This is a genomic window from Streptomyces sp. NPDC031554 (genome assembly GCF_055580685.1).
This window is the reverse complement of the sequence record NZ_JBVIKX010000011.1, coordinates 184,894-201,212: the sequence shown is the minus strand read 5'-3', so window position 1 is coordinate 201,212 and position 16,319 is coordinate 184,894. Positions and strand designations below refer to the sequence as shown.

Genomic DNA, 16,319 nt, shown 5'->3' with positions numbered 1-16,319 from the left:
GGTAGGCTGCGGAGCCTGAGATCACCAGAGGCGAGGGATATACGCCCTGGCGGCGGCCCCAGTACGTCCGAGCCGTCTCCCCGCTCCCCTCATCACTCCTCAAGGAGGTCACCTGATGATCACCGCCGCTCGTCCCCGCTCCCCGCTCCAGATCTTCCATGTGGGCGACGAGCAGGTGACCGCCGTCCCGATGACCCCGGCCGAACTCGCCATCGAGGACATCGAAGCCCTGCAACTCCCGAAGGACCGCACCGGCCTCATGCCGCTGCGCGGCTGGCAGGTCTACGACGCCACAGGCCAGCACATCGGGCGCGTCATCGCACGATCCTGTGTCCTGGTCGCCGAGTGGTACGACAGGCACGTCCAGCTGGACTGGCTGCTCGCCAAGTGGCACTGCCACCGACTGGAACGTGGCGTATTCGAGATTCTCCGGCTGCGTGACGAGACGCTCCGCCAGCTGCGGATCGAGAACGAACGGCGTGCCGAGCGCGAGCGCCGCGAGGCCTACGCGGCCGACCTGGCGCGGCGCGGCCTCGTCCTCGACGAGGACGGAGACGAGGTGCCCGCACACCTGATGCCCGGCGCCCGTCCCGTCGCCGAGGTTCTGGGCCTGCCGGCCGGATGCGTCTCCCCGCCGCGCTTGGCGCGAACCGCCTGACCGATCCCCGCGCTCAAAGACCCCCCGCCCTGCGGCCTCACCTTCACCGAGGCGGCAGGGCGGCGCCCGTCCGTGCCTGTGTCCGAGGAACCAGCGGTCCAGCCACGACACCCGCCACCAAACGCAGCGAACCTCTGCCCCTGGAGCTGACGTGTTGAACATCGAAGCCGACTACCTGTACGTCGGGGCGCTGGTCCGCGACGGCCTGCACCTGGACACGGTCACCCACCTGCGCCGCACCTGCGCCCCGGGCGAGCCTGCGGTAGCCATATCGTTCCGGCCAGCCGAGCCGCACCGCCCCGACCGTCACACAATCGTCGAGCCCGACCACGAGTTGCTGCTCGCCCGTGTGCACCGCGCGGGCTGGTGCATCCACTCCCGGCACCGCAACTCCGCCACCACCGAGGCCAGTTCCCCCGTCATCACCGTTCCGGATGCGGTCCGCTCCTACGGGGCCTTCCATCAGGAGTGGATGGTCGTGGACCGGCTGGTAGAGCACCACACCATCGAGACGTCGCGCCCGATCCGGTGGGAGGACCTGCCCGGCCCCGGGGAGCCCACCCCGGCAGCCCCGAACGAAGCGAGCATCGTCTACTACCACCTGTTCGGGCGCAGTCCGATGCTGCACACCGGGGACGAGGCCCGCGCCGAGCGGGACCGCATCGCCGAGCACCACCGCCGCGAACACGGCCCGGTCGACTACGACTTGGCGCAGCGTCTCCCCGGCCAGGGTGACGCGGAGAACTGCCTGCGCTGCACGCGCAGCCCGTACGGCCTGACGCCGATGGAGATCACCATCGAGCGGCACTACCGCGATGTCACCCTCGACGACCTGCCCTACGACTGGGACTACGAGCTGACCCCCGCGATGGCCTACGAACGGCATGTCCTGATGGGAACCCACACCCCCGAGCGGGTGGGCCGCGAGGGAAACGGCATCGGCAACGGTGACATCGTCCAGTTCATCACCGGCGGCGACCGCACCACCGGCTACACCAAGGCCCGCGCCCGAGTCGTCGACTCCGACCCCGGGAACCACCCCACGACCGGCATCCCCCAAGTGACCCTCGCCGGTCCCAGCGGGCGCCCGTTCTCCCGCGCCATGTCCGACTGCACCCGCATCCACGGCCCGATCAACACGACCGCAATCACCGGACGGGCCGCCTAGTCCGCCCGGCCAGGCCGCCACGGGGCAGCCTGGCCGGGCGCCGAGCTACCGAGAGGACGGCGACAGTGGCACTTTCCCTGCGAGCAGGCCGTAAGACGGGACGCCTGCCCAACGACCCATGGCCTCAGTGGTCCTACTTCGGCTTCGGCCAGTTCCGCCAGCGCCTGGTCAGGCACCTCGGGATCGACCTGGAACAGATGCAGCTGTTCGGCGGCGACCAGGACTGGGCCACCGTGTCCAGTCCCCTCCGCCACCTCCTGGGCCACGTTGACGACCGAGGAGAACTGACCCCTGATCAAGCTGCCGAGCTGGCGCCCGCCCTTCGCGACGCCCTCGCCGAGATCGGGAAGACCATCGACCCCGGCGACATCGCCTGGGACTACGACCAGCGGAACGGGACGGAGCTGGTCCTGCTCCTGGAACTGTGCGCGGCCGAGGATGTCCCGCTCGAGTTCGGCTGACCGGCGCACCCACCCCGGACTCGCTTGAGGCCTGCCCCGGCGGATCAGGACGGACCTCACCACCCTGCCGCAGCCTGCGGCTTCACGCCCCTCGTCCCTTCAATCCTGGGAGGCCACACCGTCATGGCCGTTGGCAACGACGTTGACGAGACCGCTGCCTACCTGATGTCGCTCGACCACGACGAGGAGGCCGAGCTCCTGCTCCGGCAGGCCACTGAGCGGAGCCGGCTCCTCGCCTTCGTCCGGTCCCTCACGGTGCATGACGGCAGCGACCCGGCCCGGTCCGCCCTGGCGACCGCGGCGTACCAGGTCCTCGACACACTCGCGGTTCCCGTCGTGTGCGACGCCGCGCCCGACGGCCGGCACCGGATCGACCCTCTGATGCAGCGCTGCACTGCGTGCTGCGGCCTCAGTCACCGCGTCGGCAAACCGGCGCCCGAGAACGCCCCGGCCACTGACGAGCTGTGACCGCGGGCGCCTTGAGAGCGGCAGCAGCGCGAGCTCTTCCCGACGGCCGACCTCTCCCCTTACCGGAAGGACTTCCCATGCCGAGCACGCCCGTGCCCTCCACCGCCCGCTCCATCGTGGCCGCGCTCACAGAGGCTGGTGTTGGCGCGTTCTACGACGCGGAGGAGAATGTGGTCTTCGCCCACCCAGCAGGCCTCTCCGAAACGGCCGCCCTTGCCCGCGAGCACGTCATGCTCACTTGGCAGGGCGAGCCCGACGGACCGGGTGACGGCATGCGCCTGGAGGCCACCGCGTGGGTTCCCGACGGGCCGCCCGACTATGCGCTGGTCGACACCGTCTACACCACAGCCTTAGGCACGCCTCTCGCCGAGGAGGCGGTCCGGTGCGCCCGGATCGTCGCGCAGCGGTTTGCCAGCACCGCCGCAGCGGCGTCGACGCAGCCCCTTGACGAGAAGTAGCGTTGTCCAGGCAACCCATATTGACTACAGTGGGAGGCCATACAGCGCACGTGACCGGCAAGGGATGAGGAGCGTCCACTGCATGTCCGCCAACACATTCCGTCTCCGCCTCGGTTCAGGAGTCACGGTTGCCGCCCGTCCCACCGTCACGCCCGGCCTCGTCGTCTACGCGATGGCCGGGGACGATAACGGCTTGCGGCTCGCCCACCACACCGGCGTCTACATCGCCGAGTTCAGCGATGACGACGACGCCCAGGCAGCCGCCAGCGCCCTCGGTCGGCTCGCGGACTGGGACCGCGAGGCCGAGAGCCTCCAGAAGAGGTCACTCATCGCAGGCGTGATCGACATCGTCGAGGGGCACGGCGGCCAGTGCCGCTTCCGCAAGGGCGGTCTGGGCGAACAGGTCGCCGCCGAGCGCCGAGGCAAGGAGGCCGACCCGAGTGGCACGTGAGCCCTGCTTCGTATGCGAGGCCCACGCCGAGATGCACGGGTGGTGGGACCCGAATCCTTGCGAGGTGTGCGAGGAACACGCGGTGATGCACAGCGAAGAAGAAGGATGCGCCGGCTGGTTCTACGTGATCGCGATAGTCGGGACGACCATCGCGGCCAGGCTGTTGAAGCGGAGGTGAGCAGCACGTGTTCCGCATGACCAAGAAGCAATTCGACGCGCTGCAGGCCCAGCGGCGTAAGGGTGCCCCCCGTCCAAGCAGGCCTGCGGCGCGGCAGGCCCCGGTCCAGAGGGACCGTTCCCCGCTGGCCGCCCAGGAGCCGCCACCCCCGGACCTGACCAGAGAGATCAACGCGCTGGCCGGCGCCGGTAGGAGGTGGACCCTGCTCATGCCCGCCGGCGAGCTGCTGAACAGCAATCAACGACGCCACTGGTCGAAGGTGGCCGAGTTACGCAAGCGCATGCGTGGCGAGGCGGCTCTCACTGCCCGGATCGTGCGCGTGCCACGTCTCCAGCGGGCAGCGGTCTTCTATGTGCTGCACCCCCTGCCCGTCGAGCGGCAGCGCGATCCGGGGAACTGGGCGGACAGCGCCAAACCGTACGTTGACGGCCTGGTGGACGCCGGCGTTCTCCCCGACGACAACGACCGGTATCTCAGCGGCCCGTACCCGGCCATGGGCGAACCGGTACCCGCCGGCGATGCCCGCATCTCTCTGGTCATCGTCGAACTGCACACAACTGATGAGGAAGGAGGCGACGATGGACCTGGTTCTGGTGCGTGTTCACCAGACGTGTCGACCTGAGCCTGCGCTGCCGGAAACCTACTGCCAGTGGGAGGCCTGGAACGACCAGGAGCAGCTTCTCCTGTTGTCCTACCGCTCCGGCGTGGGCACGGCCCAACTGCTGAAGGACAATGAGAGCTGGGGCCAGGACCCGGACGACTACGAGTGCGTGGCACATTTCGACACAGGTGATCCCGACGGGTGTGAACTGAGTCTGGACGAGTTCTGCCGGCGCGCAGAGATCGTGCTCGCGCCGTCCGCGGCCGTTTCGGTGCTGCCGACCTGGGCCATGGCCAACCCCCTCCTCGGCCCGGGGCACCCCCCGGACGGCACTGGCCGCTGCACGTTTGTGGCGACCCCGGGGGCTGATCCCTGCGGAGCCCCCGCCACATGGCACGTCGCCTGGACGCCGCCCAACCCGAGTACCGGAACGATCAGCACGTCGGCCGACTGCGACCTGCACATGGACTACGTGCAGCAGCACTTCGGGTACTTCGACCGCCACCGGTTCACCGAGGCGTGCCCCCTGCCAGAGTTCCGTTGGCAGGGACCCGACGGGTGCTGCACGGCTCAAGCCGAGACGGCGCCATAGCGTCAGATCCCTGCTCCGCGAGTGAAGGACGAGAAGTCACTGGCCCGCGCTCGCTGCCACGCAGCTCGGCCGGGACCACGGCCGTCGCGGTCCCGTCGTTCTTCAAGTCGCCGCTGACTGTGACGAACCCGCCTTCGTCTCGGTCGGCCGAGCGGATCGTGAGCAACAGGCCGTCCGGTCCCCTGAGCTCGGCCAGGGTGGTGGGGGGCTTGTGCGAAACGTTGCACGAAAGCGCGGCAGTGAACCCGTGATCACGCCTTTGGCGTGGGGCCACAGCAGAATTGGAGCAGCAGTGCCCCTGTCGTTCGCGCCACCACGAGCCCACGAGGCCTGGCCTGAGGAGCCAGAGCGTCGGTGGCTCGCACATCGTCCCCCTTTGTGCGAACTCGTGCCGCGGAGAGGATACTGAGGACGTGACCACTCCGAACTCCGCAACAGGCATGGGACATTCCGATCCCCTATCTGCTGCATTCTGGTGGGCGCTTCAGGAGGCCCTGGGGGACCGTGAGGAGTACGGGAGGACTCTGCTGTCCGTGCTCGCCTTCGGGGAGGGAGCCGGTATGCCTGTACATGTGTGGCGGGCAGCTGCCGCGGTTGTGCTCCAGCAGGACGTCTCCTACGCCGACCTCGGGTGGGTGATGAAGGCCGCAGCCTCGTTCCTCGTAGAGGACCTCACCCCGGACGAACGGTCTGCGTACCGCCTGTACCACGAGGCTTTGTCCGAACGACTCCGCGAGGGGGCCAAACCGGGGACGCAACGGTGCATCGCGCTAGCACTGATGGGCCTGACCGGGTGCTCTGGGGTGGAGAGCCGACTCGACTGGGGCAACTCCGACTTCTACGTGCGTGATCACTTGGCGACGCATGCGGCAGCCGGCGGCCTCTTGGAGCAGCTCGCTGCTGACCCGGCCTTCCTCAAGGCGGCGGAGCGCGGCAGGCTCCTGCGGGCCCTGAAGCACGCTCCCGCAGTTCGGGACCAGGCTCTTGCCTTCCTGCAGCAGTGACGGTGGGAAGGCCGCTAGCCGACTTGATCAGGCAGAAGCCGCCCGCTGACTGCGCTCAAGGGCCTCTTCGGCTCGATGGTGATGGGCGGGCGACCGATGCCTCACGATCACGAGATTCCGATGGCCATTTTCATTGGGGCACTTCGGAGACACGCGTTCCCGTGATGCACACCACACGTTTCCGAGGCTTGATGTCCGCATGGCCTGACCTGCCGTAAAGGACTTCCGAACAAGCCCCGGTGGTGGGCTGTTCTGCACGGGCTCGGGGCTGGGACCCCCCGTGCGAGGAAGAGGCGCTGGTGGCAGTGGTGTGCTGCTCAGTGTCGGCAGCGCAGCCAGCCGTACCGAGCATGAGTCCCGCGGCCACGGTCCACACGACCATGCGTCGGCGCTTGCTCGGCGGGTGCAGAACCCTCATGACGGTGCGTCCTTGTCGTCGTCCGTGCGTGGGTCGAGCGCCGGCCCCGGGGCTACGCGGGGATTCGGCGGAAGTTGGGGCGCAGGGCCTCGAGTTGTTCCTCCTCGAAGACCGCTGCCTGGTTGAGGCCGTCGAGGAAGGTGCCCAGTTCCTCCCGGGCCTCTTCGCCGTTCGGGCCCAGGTCGTTGAGGTGCGGGACGCCGAGGGTCCGCAGGAAGGGCATGAGCACGTCGTCGTGGTGGATGCGCAGGTTGTAGATCCCGCGGGCCGCGATGCTGACGCTCATCCGGTCGAGGCCGGGCATGGCGTGCCCGGGCATGCGGAAGGTCCGCACGGTGTCGGCCAGCACCCGCATGGTGTGGTCGGGCCAGACGGAGAAGGCGTGCTCCAGCAGGCCGCGGTAGAAGACCGTGTGCAGGTGCGCGTCGGCGGCGATGCGCGTGAGGAGGGCTTCGCAGACCGCGTCACCGCTGGCGGCGCCGGTGTTGCGGTAGCTGACGCCGGTTGCGAGTTCCTGCACGGACAGGTGCGCGATCGTGGCGAGCCCGGGCGGCTGCTCCAACGTGTAGCCGCGGCCGACCTGCTGCATGCGCATGCGCTCCAGCTCGGCGGGGTCGACAGCGCGGGTGGCGTGCACGTACTCGCGCAGGGCGGTGCCATGCCGGGCCTCTTCGGCGGTCCACCGGTGTACCCACGCTCCCCAGATGCCGTCCAGGCCGAATGCACTGGCGGCCTGGAGGTGGTAGCTGGGCAGGTTGTCCTCGGTGAGCAGGCTCGTGATCAGGGCGGACCGTACGGCAGGGCTCAGGTCGGACTGCTCCGGACGCCAGGTGACCCCGTGCAGCGGTCCGGAGAAGTTCTGTGCCCGGCTCCAGGGCACGTACTCGTGGGGGTACCACTCCGTGGCGAGGCGGAGGTGCTGGTGGAACTGCCGCTCCGCGACGGGCTCCAGTTCTACGAGCCAGCCTGCGGGGTTGCGGCGGTGTCGGCGGATCGTGGGCTCTGGTACGAACCGGAGGTTCATCATCGTGTCGGGGGCGAGGCGGATGGCGGACGGCCGGTCAGGGGTCATGTGCGGTCACCCGGCGAGCAGGCCGGCGGCGAGCGCGGGCTGGGAGGCGTTGCACATGCGGGTGAGCGTCTCGGTCACCGCGGTGCGCCCGTGCCGGTCGGTCGGCAGACGGTGGCGGGCACCCGGGACAGGCTCGTGCAGACGGGCGTGGGGAAGCTGTTGGGCGAGTTCGCGGGTCTTCGCCATCGGGATCATGTCGTCGCAGGCGCCGGTGAGGATCTCCACGCGGTCGCCGAGGTTGTCGAGTGCGTACAGGGCACCGGTTGTGTCGTACGCGCGCAGCGACCGCCACAGCTGGACGACCGGCGCGGCCGGCGTGTGGTGGATGGCCTCGCGGCAGGGCGGCGGAACGTTCTGGTCGTGGGCGCTGTCGGGGCTGAGCGCCCACAGATGGGTGGCGGGAAGCCGTCGGCGCACCCGGTCGGCCGTGGTCGGCATCCAGCAGATGGGGTAGGCGTAGGCGGCCCGGGAGGCGGCTTTGGCCCAGTGCAGCGGGCCGCGGCCGGGGGTGAAGGTGGCCTTCGTGCAGGCGGTGGACACCAGGGCGACGTGCGGGCGGCGCTCGGCGAGGACGTGGGGCTGACGGGCGGCCAATGCCATGATCGACATTCCGCCCATGCTGTGCCCTGCGAGCACGAGCGGGCCGGTGGGCGCCGCGGCGGTGATGACGTGGCCGAGGTCGGCGCCCAGCCGCCACAGGGTGGCCGGGGCGTCACCGGCGGTGGAGTTGCCGTGGGCGCGCTGGTCGTAGCGGACGACACGGTGCCCGAGGGCAGTCAGGTGGCGGGTCTGCACACGCCAGGCGTCCGCCGACTCCAGGAAGCCGTGGGCGAGGATGACGGTCACGGGCGCGTCGGGGTCGCCGTCGGTGTACACGGCGAGGTGGGCGCCGTCGCTGGTGACGACGGTGGATCGGGAGGTCGGGGGCATCGCGGGCTCTCCTTACAGGGGTTTCGGCGGTCGTTTCGTCGAGAGGGCCGGAGCAGGCGGCGATGAGGAGCCATGGCTCGCGGTGGGTGGTTGTCGGCGGGGTGGCGCCGGGACCTCGTGCGGACCTCCCCCGGGGCCCGTACGGGTTGTCAGACCGTGGCGGCTTCCGCGGGTACGCGGGCCGGCGCGACCGCGGCTCTGGAAAATCCCTGGGAGAGCCGGCGGGTGAGGTCTGCGGCATCTCCCTGGTAGTGCAGGGTCGCCAGTCCGAGAGCGGCGGCTGCGTCGCAGTTGTCGCGGCGATCGTCGACAAAGAGCGTCCTGCGGGGATCTGGGTCCCCGGCCGCCTGAAGTGCCGCTTCGTACGCCCCGCGGTCCGGCTTGTTCAACCCCAGGCGTGCGGAGAAGACGGCCGCCGACATGAGGTCGCGCCGCCAGGGGCTGCGGTCCAGAGCATGGGCCACACAGAGCGGCGCGTTCGACAACATCACCATCGGGACGTTCCAGGCTGACCGTGTGGCGTACAGGGCGTCGAGGACGGCGGGGTCTGGACGGATCCACATCGACACATCCATCGCGCTGAGCTCCTCGACGAAGGCGTCGTTGAGGGGACGTGTCCCGCGCACCATGCCAGTCCAGAACTCGGGCGTGCTGACCGTGCCGGCGTCGTACGCCTCGCGTCGCTTCCAGAACAGCTCCTGGAACTCGCTGAGGCGGGCGGCGGGCCAGCCGGCCAGGGCAGCCAGGTGCTCCCACTGACCGATGTCGGGCTGTACGCCGGTGACGCCGTTGTGGTCGAGGATCACGGCCTCGAAGGGACTGGGGAACGCACTGCTGGCGGGGAATGTCATCGGGGCTCCAGGGCGTGGCGGGATGTGACGGCGACGACCGCCGCCAAGACGGCGGGAAGGACGAGGGCGAAGGGGAGGGACGTGAGGGAGGCCAGCGCACCGATCGCGGCGGGGCCCGCGACCAGGCCGACGTAGCCGACCGCGGCGACGGTGCCGACCGCGCGAGGGCCGCCACGTCCGGCTGATGTGATGAGCGAGGGGACGGTGATGGACAGGCCCAGGCCCAGGGCCGTCCATCCGGCGAGGGCCGCTGGGACGGTGCCGACGGCCAGTGACATGCCGAGGCCGGCGGCCGCCACGACGGCCCCCGTGCGGACGACGGCGGGTGCGCCGTACCTCGAGGTCAGCCGGTCGCCCAGGAGGCGGCCCGTTGCCATGGCCGCGGAGTAGATGGCGTAGGTCGCGGCGGCGACGGAGTCGGTGGCTCCCAGGTCGCTCAGGTGGACCGCGGACCAGTCGAGGGCTGCTCCCTCGCCGAGCAGGCAGGCGGCCGCGAGGGCGCTCAGGAGCCACACCGTGCGACGCGAAACAGCAGTGGCGCTGCGGGCAGCGCTCTCCACCGTGGGATCCTCATCCAGCTGAGTCGCGGAACGGATGGTGGGCACGGTGACGGCGGCCGCGAGCGCTACGAGCAGGCCGACCGTCGTGAACATCGTGGAGTAGGACACCCGGGCCGTGCTCGCAGCAAGGACGGCGCCACCCATTGCTCCCAGCGAGTACGCGGCGTGCAGCGACGCCATGATGGGCCGGCCGTAGGCGTTCTGGCAGTTGACCGCAGCGGAGTTGATGCCGACGTCGAGGATGCCGTGCGTGATGCCGAACAGCGCGGCTGCCACCATCAGGGTGGTGAGGGTGCGGCACTGGGCCAGCAGGACCAGGGTGAGTCCGAAGACCACACCAGGTCCGGCCAGGAGGCGTGACGGGCCGTGGCGGTGCGCCAGGCGGCCACCGAGTTGAAGGCCGCCGACCATGCCGGCCGCTGCGGCGAACAGGACGAGGGCCAGGCGTCCGGGGCCGAGGTGCGCCGCGTCCTGGACGGCTGGAAGGCGCGCCCCCCAAACGGCCATCGCGGCCCCCGCCCCAGCGAAGAAGCCGGTGAGCAGCCGACGTTCGGTGACCGGGAGCGCCGCGACGGGCGCGTGCGCTGTCGCGGTCATCGCGCACCCGCGGGTACGGCCAGCCCGGGGGCGGGCGCCGGGCGGCGCGGGCGGCTCCGGCGTGCTGTGGCCGCCCGGATGTGCGGGGTCGGCGGCACGGTTGGTGACATCGCGTACTCCTTACAGAGGGATGCGGAGGACGATCGCGCCGTCGGTGTCCAGGACTGCGGGCAGTGCGCCGAGGAGCGCCATGGTCCGCAGGTGGGCGGTGTGGGGCAGCGCAGGGCCGCCGAGGTGCTCGACGATCTGCCACACCCGCCAGTTGGCCGGGGACGAAGTGACCGACAGGGCACGGAAGTGCAGCTCGCGGGCCAGGTCGGCGGCGTGATCGGCCAGGCGGGTGCCGAGGCCCCGGCCCTGGTAGTTGTCCGGGGCGACGTCGGCGATGAGCATCGCGACGTCGCAGACGTCGGGTTCGCCTGGCACCGGGGCGAGGCAGGTCATGGCCACCGCACGGGACGGCGCGCCGTGTGGGGTCGTCAGCAGCACGCGGCTGCGCGGCCGCTGTACGAGCCGGTCCCACTGCTCGGGCGCGAGCCGTGTGCGGTCGGTTCCGTAGCGCAGGGTGCGGCTGGTCGGGCTGCAGCGGCCATGCAGGTCCGCGATGAGCGGGAAGTCGTCGCTGCTCGCCTGGCGGGTGTGGGCCGCTGCGCCGTCGTCCAGCAGCATCGTGGTGGCGCCGTCGGTGAGGAGCGGGGGCACGGAGGTCTCCCTTGCAGCCGGATGACGTGCGGCAGGCCTCGGGACGGTCGGCCGGATGCGATGACGGGCCCGACCGGGCCAGCGAGGTCCTGGTGGTGAAGGCGTGCGTCATCGTGCTGGGCTGGCCGTTGTGGACCGCATGACGCTTCGCACCTCTTCACCCAGCTATGGCCCTAATTGGCGGCTTAAATGGCCGCTGGCCGGCTGCGGGCACGACGAAGCCCCCGAACCGGTGCCGCTGGCTCGGGGGTTTCGCGTGGGACGGGTTCTACAGGGCGCGGAGGGTTGCCGGGCCCGGCGGGTGGTAGGTGACAGAGTCGCCCTCCGGGGCGAGCGCGACCTCCAGCCTTGCGCCGGGGACGGGCTTGTGGAGCAGGCTGAAGTGGTCCAGGTCGTCGTCCACGCACGGCAGGTGATCGCAGATCTCGGGGCCGTGGGCGCGGTGCAGCATCGCGCCCACGGCCGTGAAGGTGCGCTGGCCGCGCGGCACCGTGAAGGTGACCCGTGCGATCCCGGGCTCGTAGTAGGCGGCGATCGCCGCGCGGACCTGCTGGGCAAGAGCCTGCTCGGCGCGCGCGGTGAACTCGTTGGTCGCGTCAGCGAGCAAGGCGAGGAGTTCGGCGTCGGGCAGGGTCTGCACCCAGGTGCGGTCGCCGACCTGGTCGACCTGGGAAGCAGGTCCGTTCGGATCGACACCGAACTCGGAGACGAGGTTGCCGAGGGCGTCAGCAGCGTCTCCGGCCCATGGTTCGCCGGGAAGCGCGTCGCCGACAGCGGCGCGGAAGGCGTTGGCGATGGCACGGCCTTCGGGCCTGGACTGGTCGAGGCTCACCTTGCTCGGCTCGCCGGCCATCACGGGGCGTTCCTTGATCCTGCCTGAGTTCACGGGGAGTTGGCCTCCTGCTGGTAGTGAAGGGCGAATGACCTCAAGGGCATGACGATCCTACAGAAAACAGGTTGTCACAACAACGCTATTTCTAATATCGTGGCACCCCTGCAGCGCACTGCGTCAAGGCCGACAGCGGCGCGATACCGGCCACACTTCATCGGCCGAGCCCAGACGTCGGTGGTGGGTCCTGATGTCGCCGGTACGAAGGAGCGAACGTGATCTCTGTCCGTGAGATCGATATTCTGGCCGAGGGTGCACATGCCGGGCAGACCGACAAGATCGGAGTGCCGTACATCGAACATGTCCGGGCGGTGGCCGCCGGGCTCAGCCCGTTCGGCGACGAACTCGTCATGGCGGGCCTGTTGCACGACCTCCTGGAAGACACCGACTGGACCGCCGAGCGTCTGCGGAAGACGGGCGTACCGGCCCGGGTCGTCGAGATCGTCGAGGCGGTGACCAACCAGGCGGGGATGACATACGCCGAGAAGATCCGCCGCATCACCGCCGACCCTCAGGCAACGCTCGTAAAGGTCGCGGACAACGCGCACAACTCCCACCCGGACCGCGCCGCGCAACTTCCCGCCGAGAAGCGGGAGCGCCTCGCAGCGAAGTACCGCTCCGCGCGCGCCGAGCTGTGGTCCGCCGCGAACCGGAACGACGTCGAGACCATCCTCCGCATCGTCAACCCGTCGTTGCTCTCCGAGTTGGACGCCCACTACTGATCGCACCGCCTCCTCGGGGCAACAGCGACGCGGGGCCGCCTTCAACTCCAAGGTTCTCGCAGCTTCTGCCTCCCCACTCACACAAGCCAAGTCCAGGGAGCCGACCATGCCCGCTACACCCGGAGCTCTCCTCATCACCCCGCAGGGCGACATCGTCCAGATCGACCTGCCCACTACGAGCGGCGATCGACGAGCCGTCATGCGGGCTGTGATCCGTTGTGAGTACCTGGCCGTCCTGGCCCTCACCAGCCGTCTGGACATATGGCATGACGAGGCCCACCGCCTCAACTACGAAGACGAGATCAACGAAGGAGCAACCCTCCTGGCGCGGCGGCACCTTCCCACGGCATGCCTCCATGGGCCCGTCGTGGTTACCGGCGGCGCCGATGAAGACGGGAACACCGTCCCGCTCGACCGGGACAAACTGATCGCGCTCTTGACATCCATGGCCGACAGCATCTGACCCTGCCGGGAACAAGCGTCCGATACAGAACGGGCCCCGCGCGGGTTTATGCGCGCGTGGGCCCGTTCGGCGTACCGTTCTGGTGTCGAGTCAGAACGGAGCAAGTATGCCTCTCGCGAGCGACGAACACATCGGCACACGCGTCAAGATTGCCCGAAATGCGGCTGGTCTGACGCAGCGTGAACTCGCCGATTTCCTGGACCGCACCGACAAGTGGATGGAACATGTCGAGAAGGGACGCATGCCTCTCGACCGCTACTCCGTCATCTGTGCGATCGCGGACCGGTGCGATGTTGACGTGGTTTGGCTTCTTGGCCAGCCCTACCGTCTGCAGCGCAACGGCGGCAGCCTCGCCCACGCGCACATCCCGGCCTTGCGGACCGGGCTGCGCCGCGCAGGTCTGATCCTGTCCGGTCATCCCGGACTGAGCCCGCAGGGCCCTGCGGTCGACCTCAGCGAAATGCGCAAGAGGTCTCGCACGACCAACGCGGCGCGGCAGGCGGCGAATCTGCCCCGGGTCGCGACGCTGCTTCCGGTCTCGGTCGAAGATCTCAATACGGCGCTACTGGTGGCGCACGGCCCGGACCGCGATGAGGCGTTGCGGCTCCTGGTCGACGCGGCCCGCACGGCGCGGATGTGCCTCAACCAGCTCGGCTATCCGGATCTCGCGTGGGTTGCTGCCGAGGTCGCGGCCCACGCCGCGACGCAGCTCGACGACCCGGTGGTCAAGGCCGGTGTGGCATGGGACCGTTGCGGGGCGCTGCTCCACCAAGCGTCTCTCAGGGAGACAATCGCGGTCGCCGACGCGGCCCTCGCGGACCTCGAACCGCACGCTACTGGCCGCGGTGCGCAGGATGTCGCCGTGAGCCTGCGGGGGGCGCTGCATCTGCGATGCGCGATCGCCCACGCGCGAGGCGGGCAGGCGCAGAGCGCATGGGCGCGGATCGACGAGGCCCTGGGCGACGCCGACCGACTCGGCCCAGGATGGAACGACATCGACAGCCACACCGTGTTCGGGCGCGGTGTGGTCGCCGTCCACGCGGCCGAAGCCGGCGTGGAGGTTGACCAACCCGACACCGGCCTCGAGCGAGTGCCCGAGGTCGACATCGACGCTGTGCCGAGCCGGGAACGTCGTACGCACTACGCGATCGACGAGGCCCGCGCCCTGCACCGCATGGGCAAGAGCCCGTCCGCCGTGGTGAAACTCCGCAAGGCGGCCGCCGACGCCCCGTACTACGTGAACTCCGACCCGATGGCCCGCGCGCTCGTAAGTGACATGGTCCGGACCGGTGTGCCTTCGCAGGCCTCGGCCCTGTCCGGTCTGGTCCGGCACATGGAGTTGGTGAGCTGAACCGACGCCGGTGAACGACCCCTAGAAAAACTAGGGGTCGCGCTCCCCAGCGTGCCCGATCCTCAGGTGGTCACCATACGTATCCGAGTGATCACTTTGGGGGTGTCGGCGATGCAGCCGATCAATACCCGTGACCCGGGCGACGCTGCCCGCGCCTACCTCGCGCTGAACTGGGCCGTCACCGTGGGGCACCGTCACCGCCCCCGCCAGGGCTGCACGTGCGACAACCCCAACTGCCCCGTGCCGGGCGCCCATCCGTGTCTCGACCCGCTGCCCCGCCTGACTGAGGCGACCATCACGAGCGCGCTGGAGACGGCGCCCGGCGCCTCCCTCATCGCGCAGACCACGCATTTCGACGCCGTGATCGTGCCGCACCGTATCGGCATGGAAGCGCTGCTGAAACTGGACCACGTCGGCTCCGGCATCGTCCCGTGCCTCGTCTCCGGGGACAGCGCGACGCTGATCGTGCTGCCCTCGACCGGCCGCTACGCGCTGGGGCACCCCGACACCGAGGTCCGCACCGGCCCCGACGGATGGATCGCCCTCCCGCCGAGCCACGGCGTCCGGTGGGACACCCCGCCCTGGATGGAGATGGCCGGCACACCCAAGCCGCTGCTCCACGGCAGCGATGTCGGCGAGCGCCTGGCGCAGGCCTTCAAGATGTCCAGCACTTACCGCCGAACCCGCATCAGCAAGGGCGCTCTCCGGTGACCCCGACCGAGCCCCGACTAGCGACCGAACTAGCCGCCGACGACGGGCACTTAGTCGACGCCGAGACGATCCGCCAGACGTCCGAAACGGCCCTGTGGGCACCAGTGGGCAGCACGCCAGGCCAGGAACAGGACGCACTCCTCAAACGACTGGAGGGCCACACGCACCTCCTCCTGCCCGAGGTCACCGACCGTCTCCCCCGCCTCCAAGGCCAGTGGCGGGACGCCGCCAAGCACGTCATTACCCGCGCCCAACGCGTACTGGGAGCACCTGCACCCTCACCCAAGGACAAGACTGCCCGCGTCATGGATCTTGCCGTGTACTCCCGGGCACTCCTCCAGCTCTACCGGGTCGCCGAGGAACAGCCATGACCACCACCGCAGTGCGACCCCGCCGCGTCGGATACCCCGGCTACTCGATGTCGTGCGACCGCGACCCTCGAACGGCACGGACGGCCCGAGCCCTGACCCGCATGACGTTGGCGGCGTGGGGCCTGGACAAGGACACGGATACGGCGGCGCTGCTCATGTCCGAACTGGTGGCAAACGCGGTTCGGTGGGGGCACGGCCCCCGGCTACGAATGAGCGTGGACCGCCCCGCCCAGGACACGGTCCGCCTGTCCGTCGTCGACCGCGCGCCCAGCCGACTGCCTGAGCTACTCACGCCGGCCCAGGAAGACGTGCGCGGTCGCGGCCTGTTCCTGGTGGACGCCCTGGCCGACCGGTGGGGCTACGACCTTGTGGGCCCCGCCTCGCGGCCTTGGGGCAAGCGCACCTGGGCTGAACTGCAGACGACTCCATGAGACCTGTCCCGGCTCCCGCCGGCCAACCACCGACGGCGGGGTTGGCCTCCCCCGCGGCGGGCCTGGGACTCCGCGCGTCGCCCCCACCGTGCACCCGTGCGCAACGGCGGGGGCGACGCACACACACCTCGGGTAGACCACCGCGACAGCGATACAGAGTTGAATGGACAACGCTATATTGATACTCTGGCGGCCCTCAACCTATGAGTGGA

At 69.8% G+C, this 16,319-nt stretch carries 22 protein-coding genes; 16 read left to right on the top strand and 6 right to left on the bottom strand.

Annotation, left to right across the window (positions count from 1 at the left end):
• Nucleotides 1-115: 115 nt before the first annotated feature.
• The 9 genes from ACZ5FU_RS26685 to ACZ5FU_RS26645 all read left to right on the top strand — a co-directional run bounded on the left by ACZ5FU_RS26685 (nt 116) and on the right by ACZ5FU_RS26645 (nt 6,039).
• On the top strand, nt 116-658 hold the full coding sequence (locus ACZ5FU_RS26685) for a hypothetical protein (RefSeq protein ID WP_469047059.1): 543 nt from the start codon (nt 116-118) through the stop codon (nt 656-658).
• Nucleotides 659-809: 151 nt separating this feature from the next.
• The gene (locus ACZ5FU_RS26680; protein WP_469047057.1) at nt 810-1,826 is read left to right on the top strand and encodes a hypothetical protein; all 1,017 of its coding nucleotides are present in this window, start codon (nt 810-812) and stop codon (nt 1,824-1,826) included.
• A gap of 65 nt (nt 1,827-1,891) precedes the next feature.
• The gene (locus ACZ5FU_RS26675) at nt 1,892-2,287 is read left to right on the top strand and encodes a hypothetical protein (RefSeq protein ID WP_469047055.1); all 396 of its coding nucleotides are present in this window, start codon (nt 1,892-1,894) and stop codon (nt 2,285-2,287) included.
• A gap of 123 nt (nt 2,288-2,410) precedes the next feature.
• On the top strand, nt 2,411-2,755 hold the full coding sequence (locus ACZ5FU_RS26670; protein WP_469047053.1) for a hypothetical protein: 345 nt from the start codon (nt 2,411-2,413) through the stop codon (nt 2,753-2,755).
• Nucleotides 2,756-2,832: 77 nt separating this feature from the next.
• Nucleotides 2,833-3,213 carry a hypothetical protein gene (locus ACZ5FU_RS26665; RefSeq protein WP_469047051.1) on the top strand — a complete coding sequence of 127 codons (381 nt, stop codon included), beginning with the start codon at nt 2,833-2,835 and terminating at the stop codon, nt 3,211-3,213.
• Between the two features lie 82 nt (nt 3,214-3,295).
• Nucleotides 3,296-3,664 carry a hypothetical protein gene (locus ACZ5FU_RS26660; RefSeq protein ID WP_469047050.1) on the top strand — a complete coding sequence of 123 codons (369 nt, stop codon included), beginning with the start codon at nt 3,296-3,298 and terminating at the stop codon, nt 3,662-3,664.
• 194 nt (nt 3,665-3,858) lie between these two features.
• Nucleotides 3,859-4,464, top strand: coding sequence for a hypothetical protein (locus ACZ5FU_RS26655; protein ID WP_469047048.1), 606 nt, complete (start codon nt 3,859-3,861; stop codon nt 4,462-4,464).
• Complete coding sequence (locus tag ACZ5FU_RS26650) at nt 4,421-5,035, top strand: hypothetical protein (protein ID WP_469047046.1); 615 nt, start codon at nt 4,421-4,423, stop codon at nt 5,033-5,035. Before ACZ5FU_RS26655 ends, ACZ5FU_RS26650 begins: the two co-directional genes overlap by 44 nt.
• Nucleotides 5,036-5,448: 413 nt before the next feature.
• Nucleotides 5,449-6,039, top strand: a complete 591-nt coding sequence (locus ACZ5FU_RS26645; protein ID WP_469047044.1) for a hypothetical protein — start codon at nt 5,449-5,451, stop codon at nt 6,037-6,039.
• Nucleotides 6,040-6,509: 470 nt separating this feature from the next.
• Here the strand turns inward: ACZ5FU_RS26645 and ACZ5FU_RS26640 are convergent, their stop codons facing one another.
• The 5 genes from ACZ5FU_RS26640 to ACZ5FU_RS26620 all read right to left on the bottom strand — a co-directional run bounded on the left by ACZ5FU_RS26640 (nt 6,510) and on the right by ACZ5FU_RS26620 (nt 11,169).
• Complete coding sequence (locus ACZ5FU_RS26640) at nt 6,510-7,529, bottom strand: acyl-ACP desaturase (protein WP_469047042.1); 1,020 nt, start codon at nt 7,527-7,529, stop codon at nt 6,510-6,512.
• Between the two features lie 6 nt (nt 7,530-7,535).
• Nucleotides 7,536-8,459 (bottom strand): alpha/beta fold hydrolase, encoded by a 924-nt coding sequence (locus ACZ5FU_RS26635; RefSeq protein WP_469047041.1) that lies wholly within the window; start codon nt 8,457-8,459, stop codon nt 7,536-7,538.
• A gap of 149 nt (nt 8,460-8,608) precedes the next feature.
• A complete protein-coding gene (locus ACZ5FU_RS26630) occupies nt 8,609-9,265 on the bottom strand; it encodes an HAD-IA family hydrolase (RefSeq protein ID WP_469047039.1) in 657 nt (218 codons plus the stop codon).
• A 41-nt stretch (nt 9,266-9,306) separates the two neighbouring features.
• Nucleotides 9,307-10,467, bottom strand: coding sequence for an MFS transporter (locus ACZ5FU_RS26625; protein WP_469047037.1), 1,161 nt, complete (start codon nt 10,465-10,467; stop codon nt 9,307-9,309).
• Between the two features lie 120 nt (nt 10,468-10,587).
• Entirely contained in the window at nt 10,588-11,169 is a 582-nt protein-coding gene (locus ACZ5FU_RS26620) for a GNAT family N-acetyltransferase (protein ID WP_469047035.1), read from the bottom strand.
• Nucleotides 11,170-11,180: 11 nt separating this feature from the next.
• On the opposite strand from ACZ5FU_RS26620, the gene ACZ5FU_RS26615 reads away from it, so the two are divergent.
• Nucleotides 11,181-11,312: a hypothetical protein gene (locus tag ACZ5FU_RS26615; RefSeq protein WP_469047034.1), complete on the top strand. Its 132-nt coding sequence runs from the start codon at nt 11,181-11,183 to the stop codon at nt 11,310-11,312.
• 125 nt (nt 11,313-11,437) lie between these two features.
• Here the strand turns inward: ACZ5FU_RS26615 and ACZ5FU_RS26610 are convergent, their stop codons facing one another.
• Complete coding sequence (locus tag ACZ5FU_RS26610; protein ID WP_469047033.1) at nt 11,438-12,055, bottom strand: hypothetical protein; 618 nt, start codon at nt 12,053-12,055, stop codon at nt 11,438-11,440.
• 218 nt (nt 12,056-12,273) lie between these two features.
• Between ACZ5FU_RS26610 and ACZ5FU_RS26605 the strand changes: the two genes are divergently transcribed.
• The 6 genes from ACZ5FU_RS26605 (at nt 12,274) to ACZ5FU_RS26580 (ending at nt 16,107) form a co-directional block, all read left to right on the top strand.
• Nucleotides 12,274-12,780, top strand: a complete 507-nt coding sequence (locus ACZ5FU_RS26605) for an HD domain-containing protein (RefSeq protein WP_469047030.1) — start codon at nt 12,274-12,276, stop codon at nt 12,778-12,780.
• Between the two features lie 106 nt (nt 12,781-12,886).
• A complete protein-coding gene (locus ACZ5FU_RS26600) occupies nt 12,887-13,243 on the top strand; it encodes a DUF3846 domain-containing protein (protein ID WP_469047028.1) in 357 nt (118 codons plus the stop codon).
• A gap of 106 nt (nt 13,244-13,349) precedes the next feature.
• Nucleotides 13,350-14,594: a helix-turn-helix domain-containing protein gene (locus ACZ5FU_RS26595; protein WP_469047026.1), complete on the top strand. Its 1,245-nt coding sequence runs from the start codon at nt 13,350-13,352 to the stop codon at nt 14,592-14,594.
• Between the two features lie 111 nt (nt 14,595-14,705).
• Nucleotides 14,706-15,305 carry a hypothetical protein gene (locus ACZ5FU_RS26590; RefSeq protein ID WP_469047025.1) on the top strand — a complete coding sequence of 200 codons (600 nt, stop codon included), beginning with the start codon at nt 14,706-14,708 and terminating at the stop codon, nt 15,303-15,305.
• Entirely contained in the window at nt 15,302-15,676 is a 375-nt protein-coding gene (locus ACZ5FU_RS26585; protein WP_469047023.1) for a DUF6415 family natural product biosynthesis protein, read from the top strand. The genes ACZ5FU_RS26590 and ACZ5FU_RS26585 overlap by 4 nt, the downstream gene beginning before the upstream one ends.
• Nucleotides 15,673-16,107: an ATP-binding protein gene (locus tag ACZ5FU_RS26580; protein ID WP_469047021.1), complete on the top strand. Its 435-nt coding sequence runs from the start codon at nt 15,673-15,675 to the stop codon at nt 16,105-16,107. Before ACZ5FU_RS26585 ends, ACZ5FU_RS26580 begins: the two co-directional genes overlap by 4 nt.
• Nucleotides 16,108-16,319 lie beyond the last annotated feature (212 nt).

Bases quoted from the DNA above. Each gene is read 5' to 3' on its own strand.
- ACZ5FU_RS26685 (WP_469047059.1), top strand. From the start codon at position 116: ATGATCACCGCCGCTCGTCCCCGCTCCCCGCTCCAGATCTTCCATGTG.
- ACZ5FU_RS26670 (WP_469047053.1), top strand. From the start codon at position 2,411: ATGGCCGTTGGCAACGACGTTGACGAGACCGCTGCCTACCTGATGTCG.
- ACZ5FU_RS26665 (WP_469047051.1), top strand. From the start codon at position 2,833: ATGCCGAGCACGCCCGTGCCCTCCACCGCCCGCTCCATCGTGGCCGCG.
- ACZ5FU_RS26660 (WP_469047050.1), top strand. From the start codon at position 3,296: ATGTCCGCCAACACATTCCGTCTCCGCCTCGGTTCAGGAGTCACGGTT.
- ACZ5FU_RS26655 (WP_469047048.1), top strand. From the start codon at position 3,859: ATGACCAAGAAGCAATTCGACGCGCTGCAGGCCCAGCGGCGTAAGGGT.
- ACZ5FU_RS26650 (WP_469047046.1), top strand. From the start codon at position 4,421: ATGGACCTGGTTCTGGTGCGTGTTCACCAGACGTGTCGACCTGAGCCT.
- ACZ5FU_RS26640 (WP_469047042.1), bottom strand. From the start codon at position 7,529: ATGACCCCTGACCGGCCGTCCGCCATCCGCCTCGCCCCCGACACGATG.
- ACZ5FU_RS26635 (WP_469047041.1), bottom strand. From the start codon at position 8,459: ATGCCCCCGACCTCCCGATCCACCGTCGTCACCAGCGACGGCGCCCAC.
- ACZ5FU_RS26625 (WP_469047037.1), bottom strand. From the start codon at position 10,467: ATGACCGCGACAGCGCACGCGCCCGTCGCGGCGCTCCCGGTCACCGAA.
- ACZ5FU_RS26600 (WP_469047028.1), top strand. From the start codon at position 12,887: ATGCCCGCTACACCCGGAGCTCTCCTCATCACCCCGCAGGGCGACATC.
- ACZ5FU_RS26595 (WP_469047026.1), top strand. From the start codon at position 13,350: ATGCCTCTCGCGAGCGACGAACACATCGGCACACGCGTCAAGATTGCC.
- ACZ5FU_RS26590 (WP_469047025.1), top strand. From the start codon at position 14,706: ATGCAGCCGATCAATACCCGTGACCCGGGCGACGCTGCCCGCGCCTAC.
- ACZ5FU_RS26580 (WP_469047021.1), top strand. From the start codon at position 15,673: ATGACCACCACCGCAGTGCGACCCCGCCGCGTCGGATACCCCGGCTAC.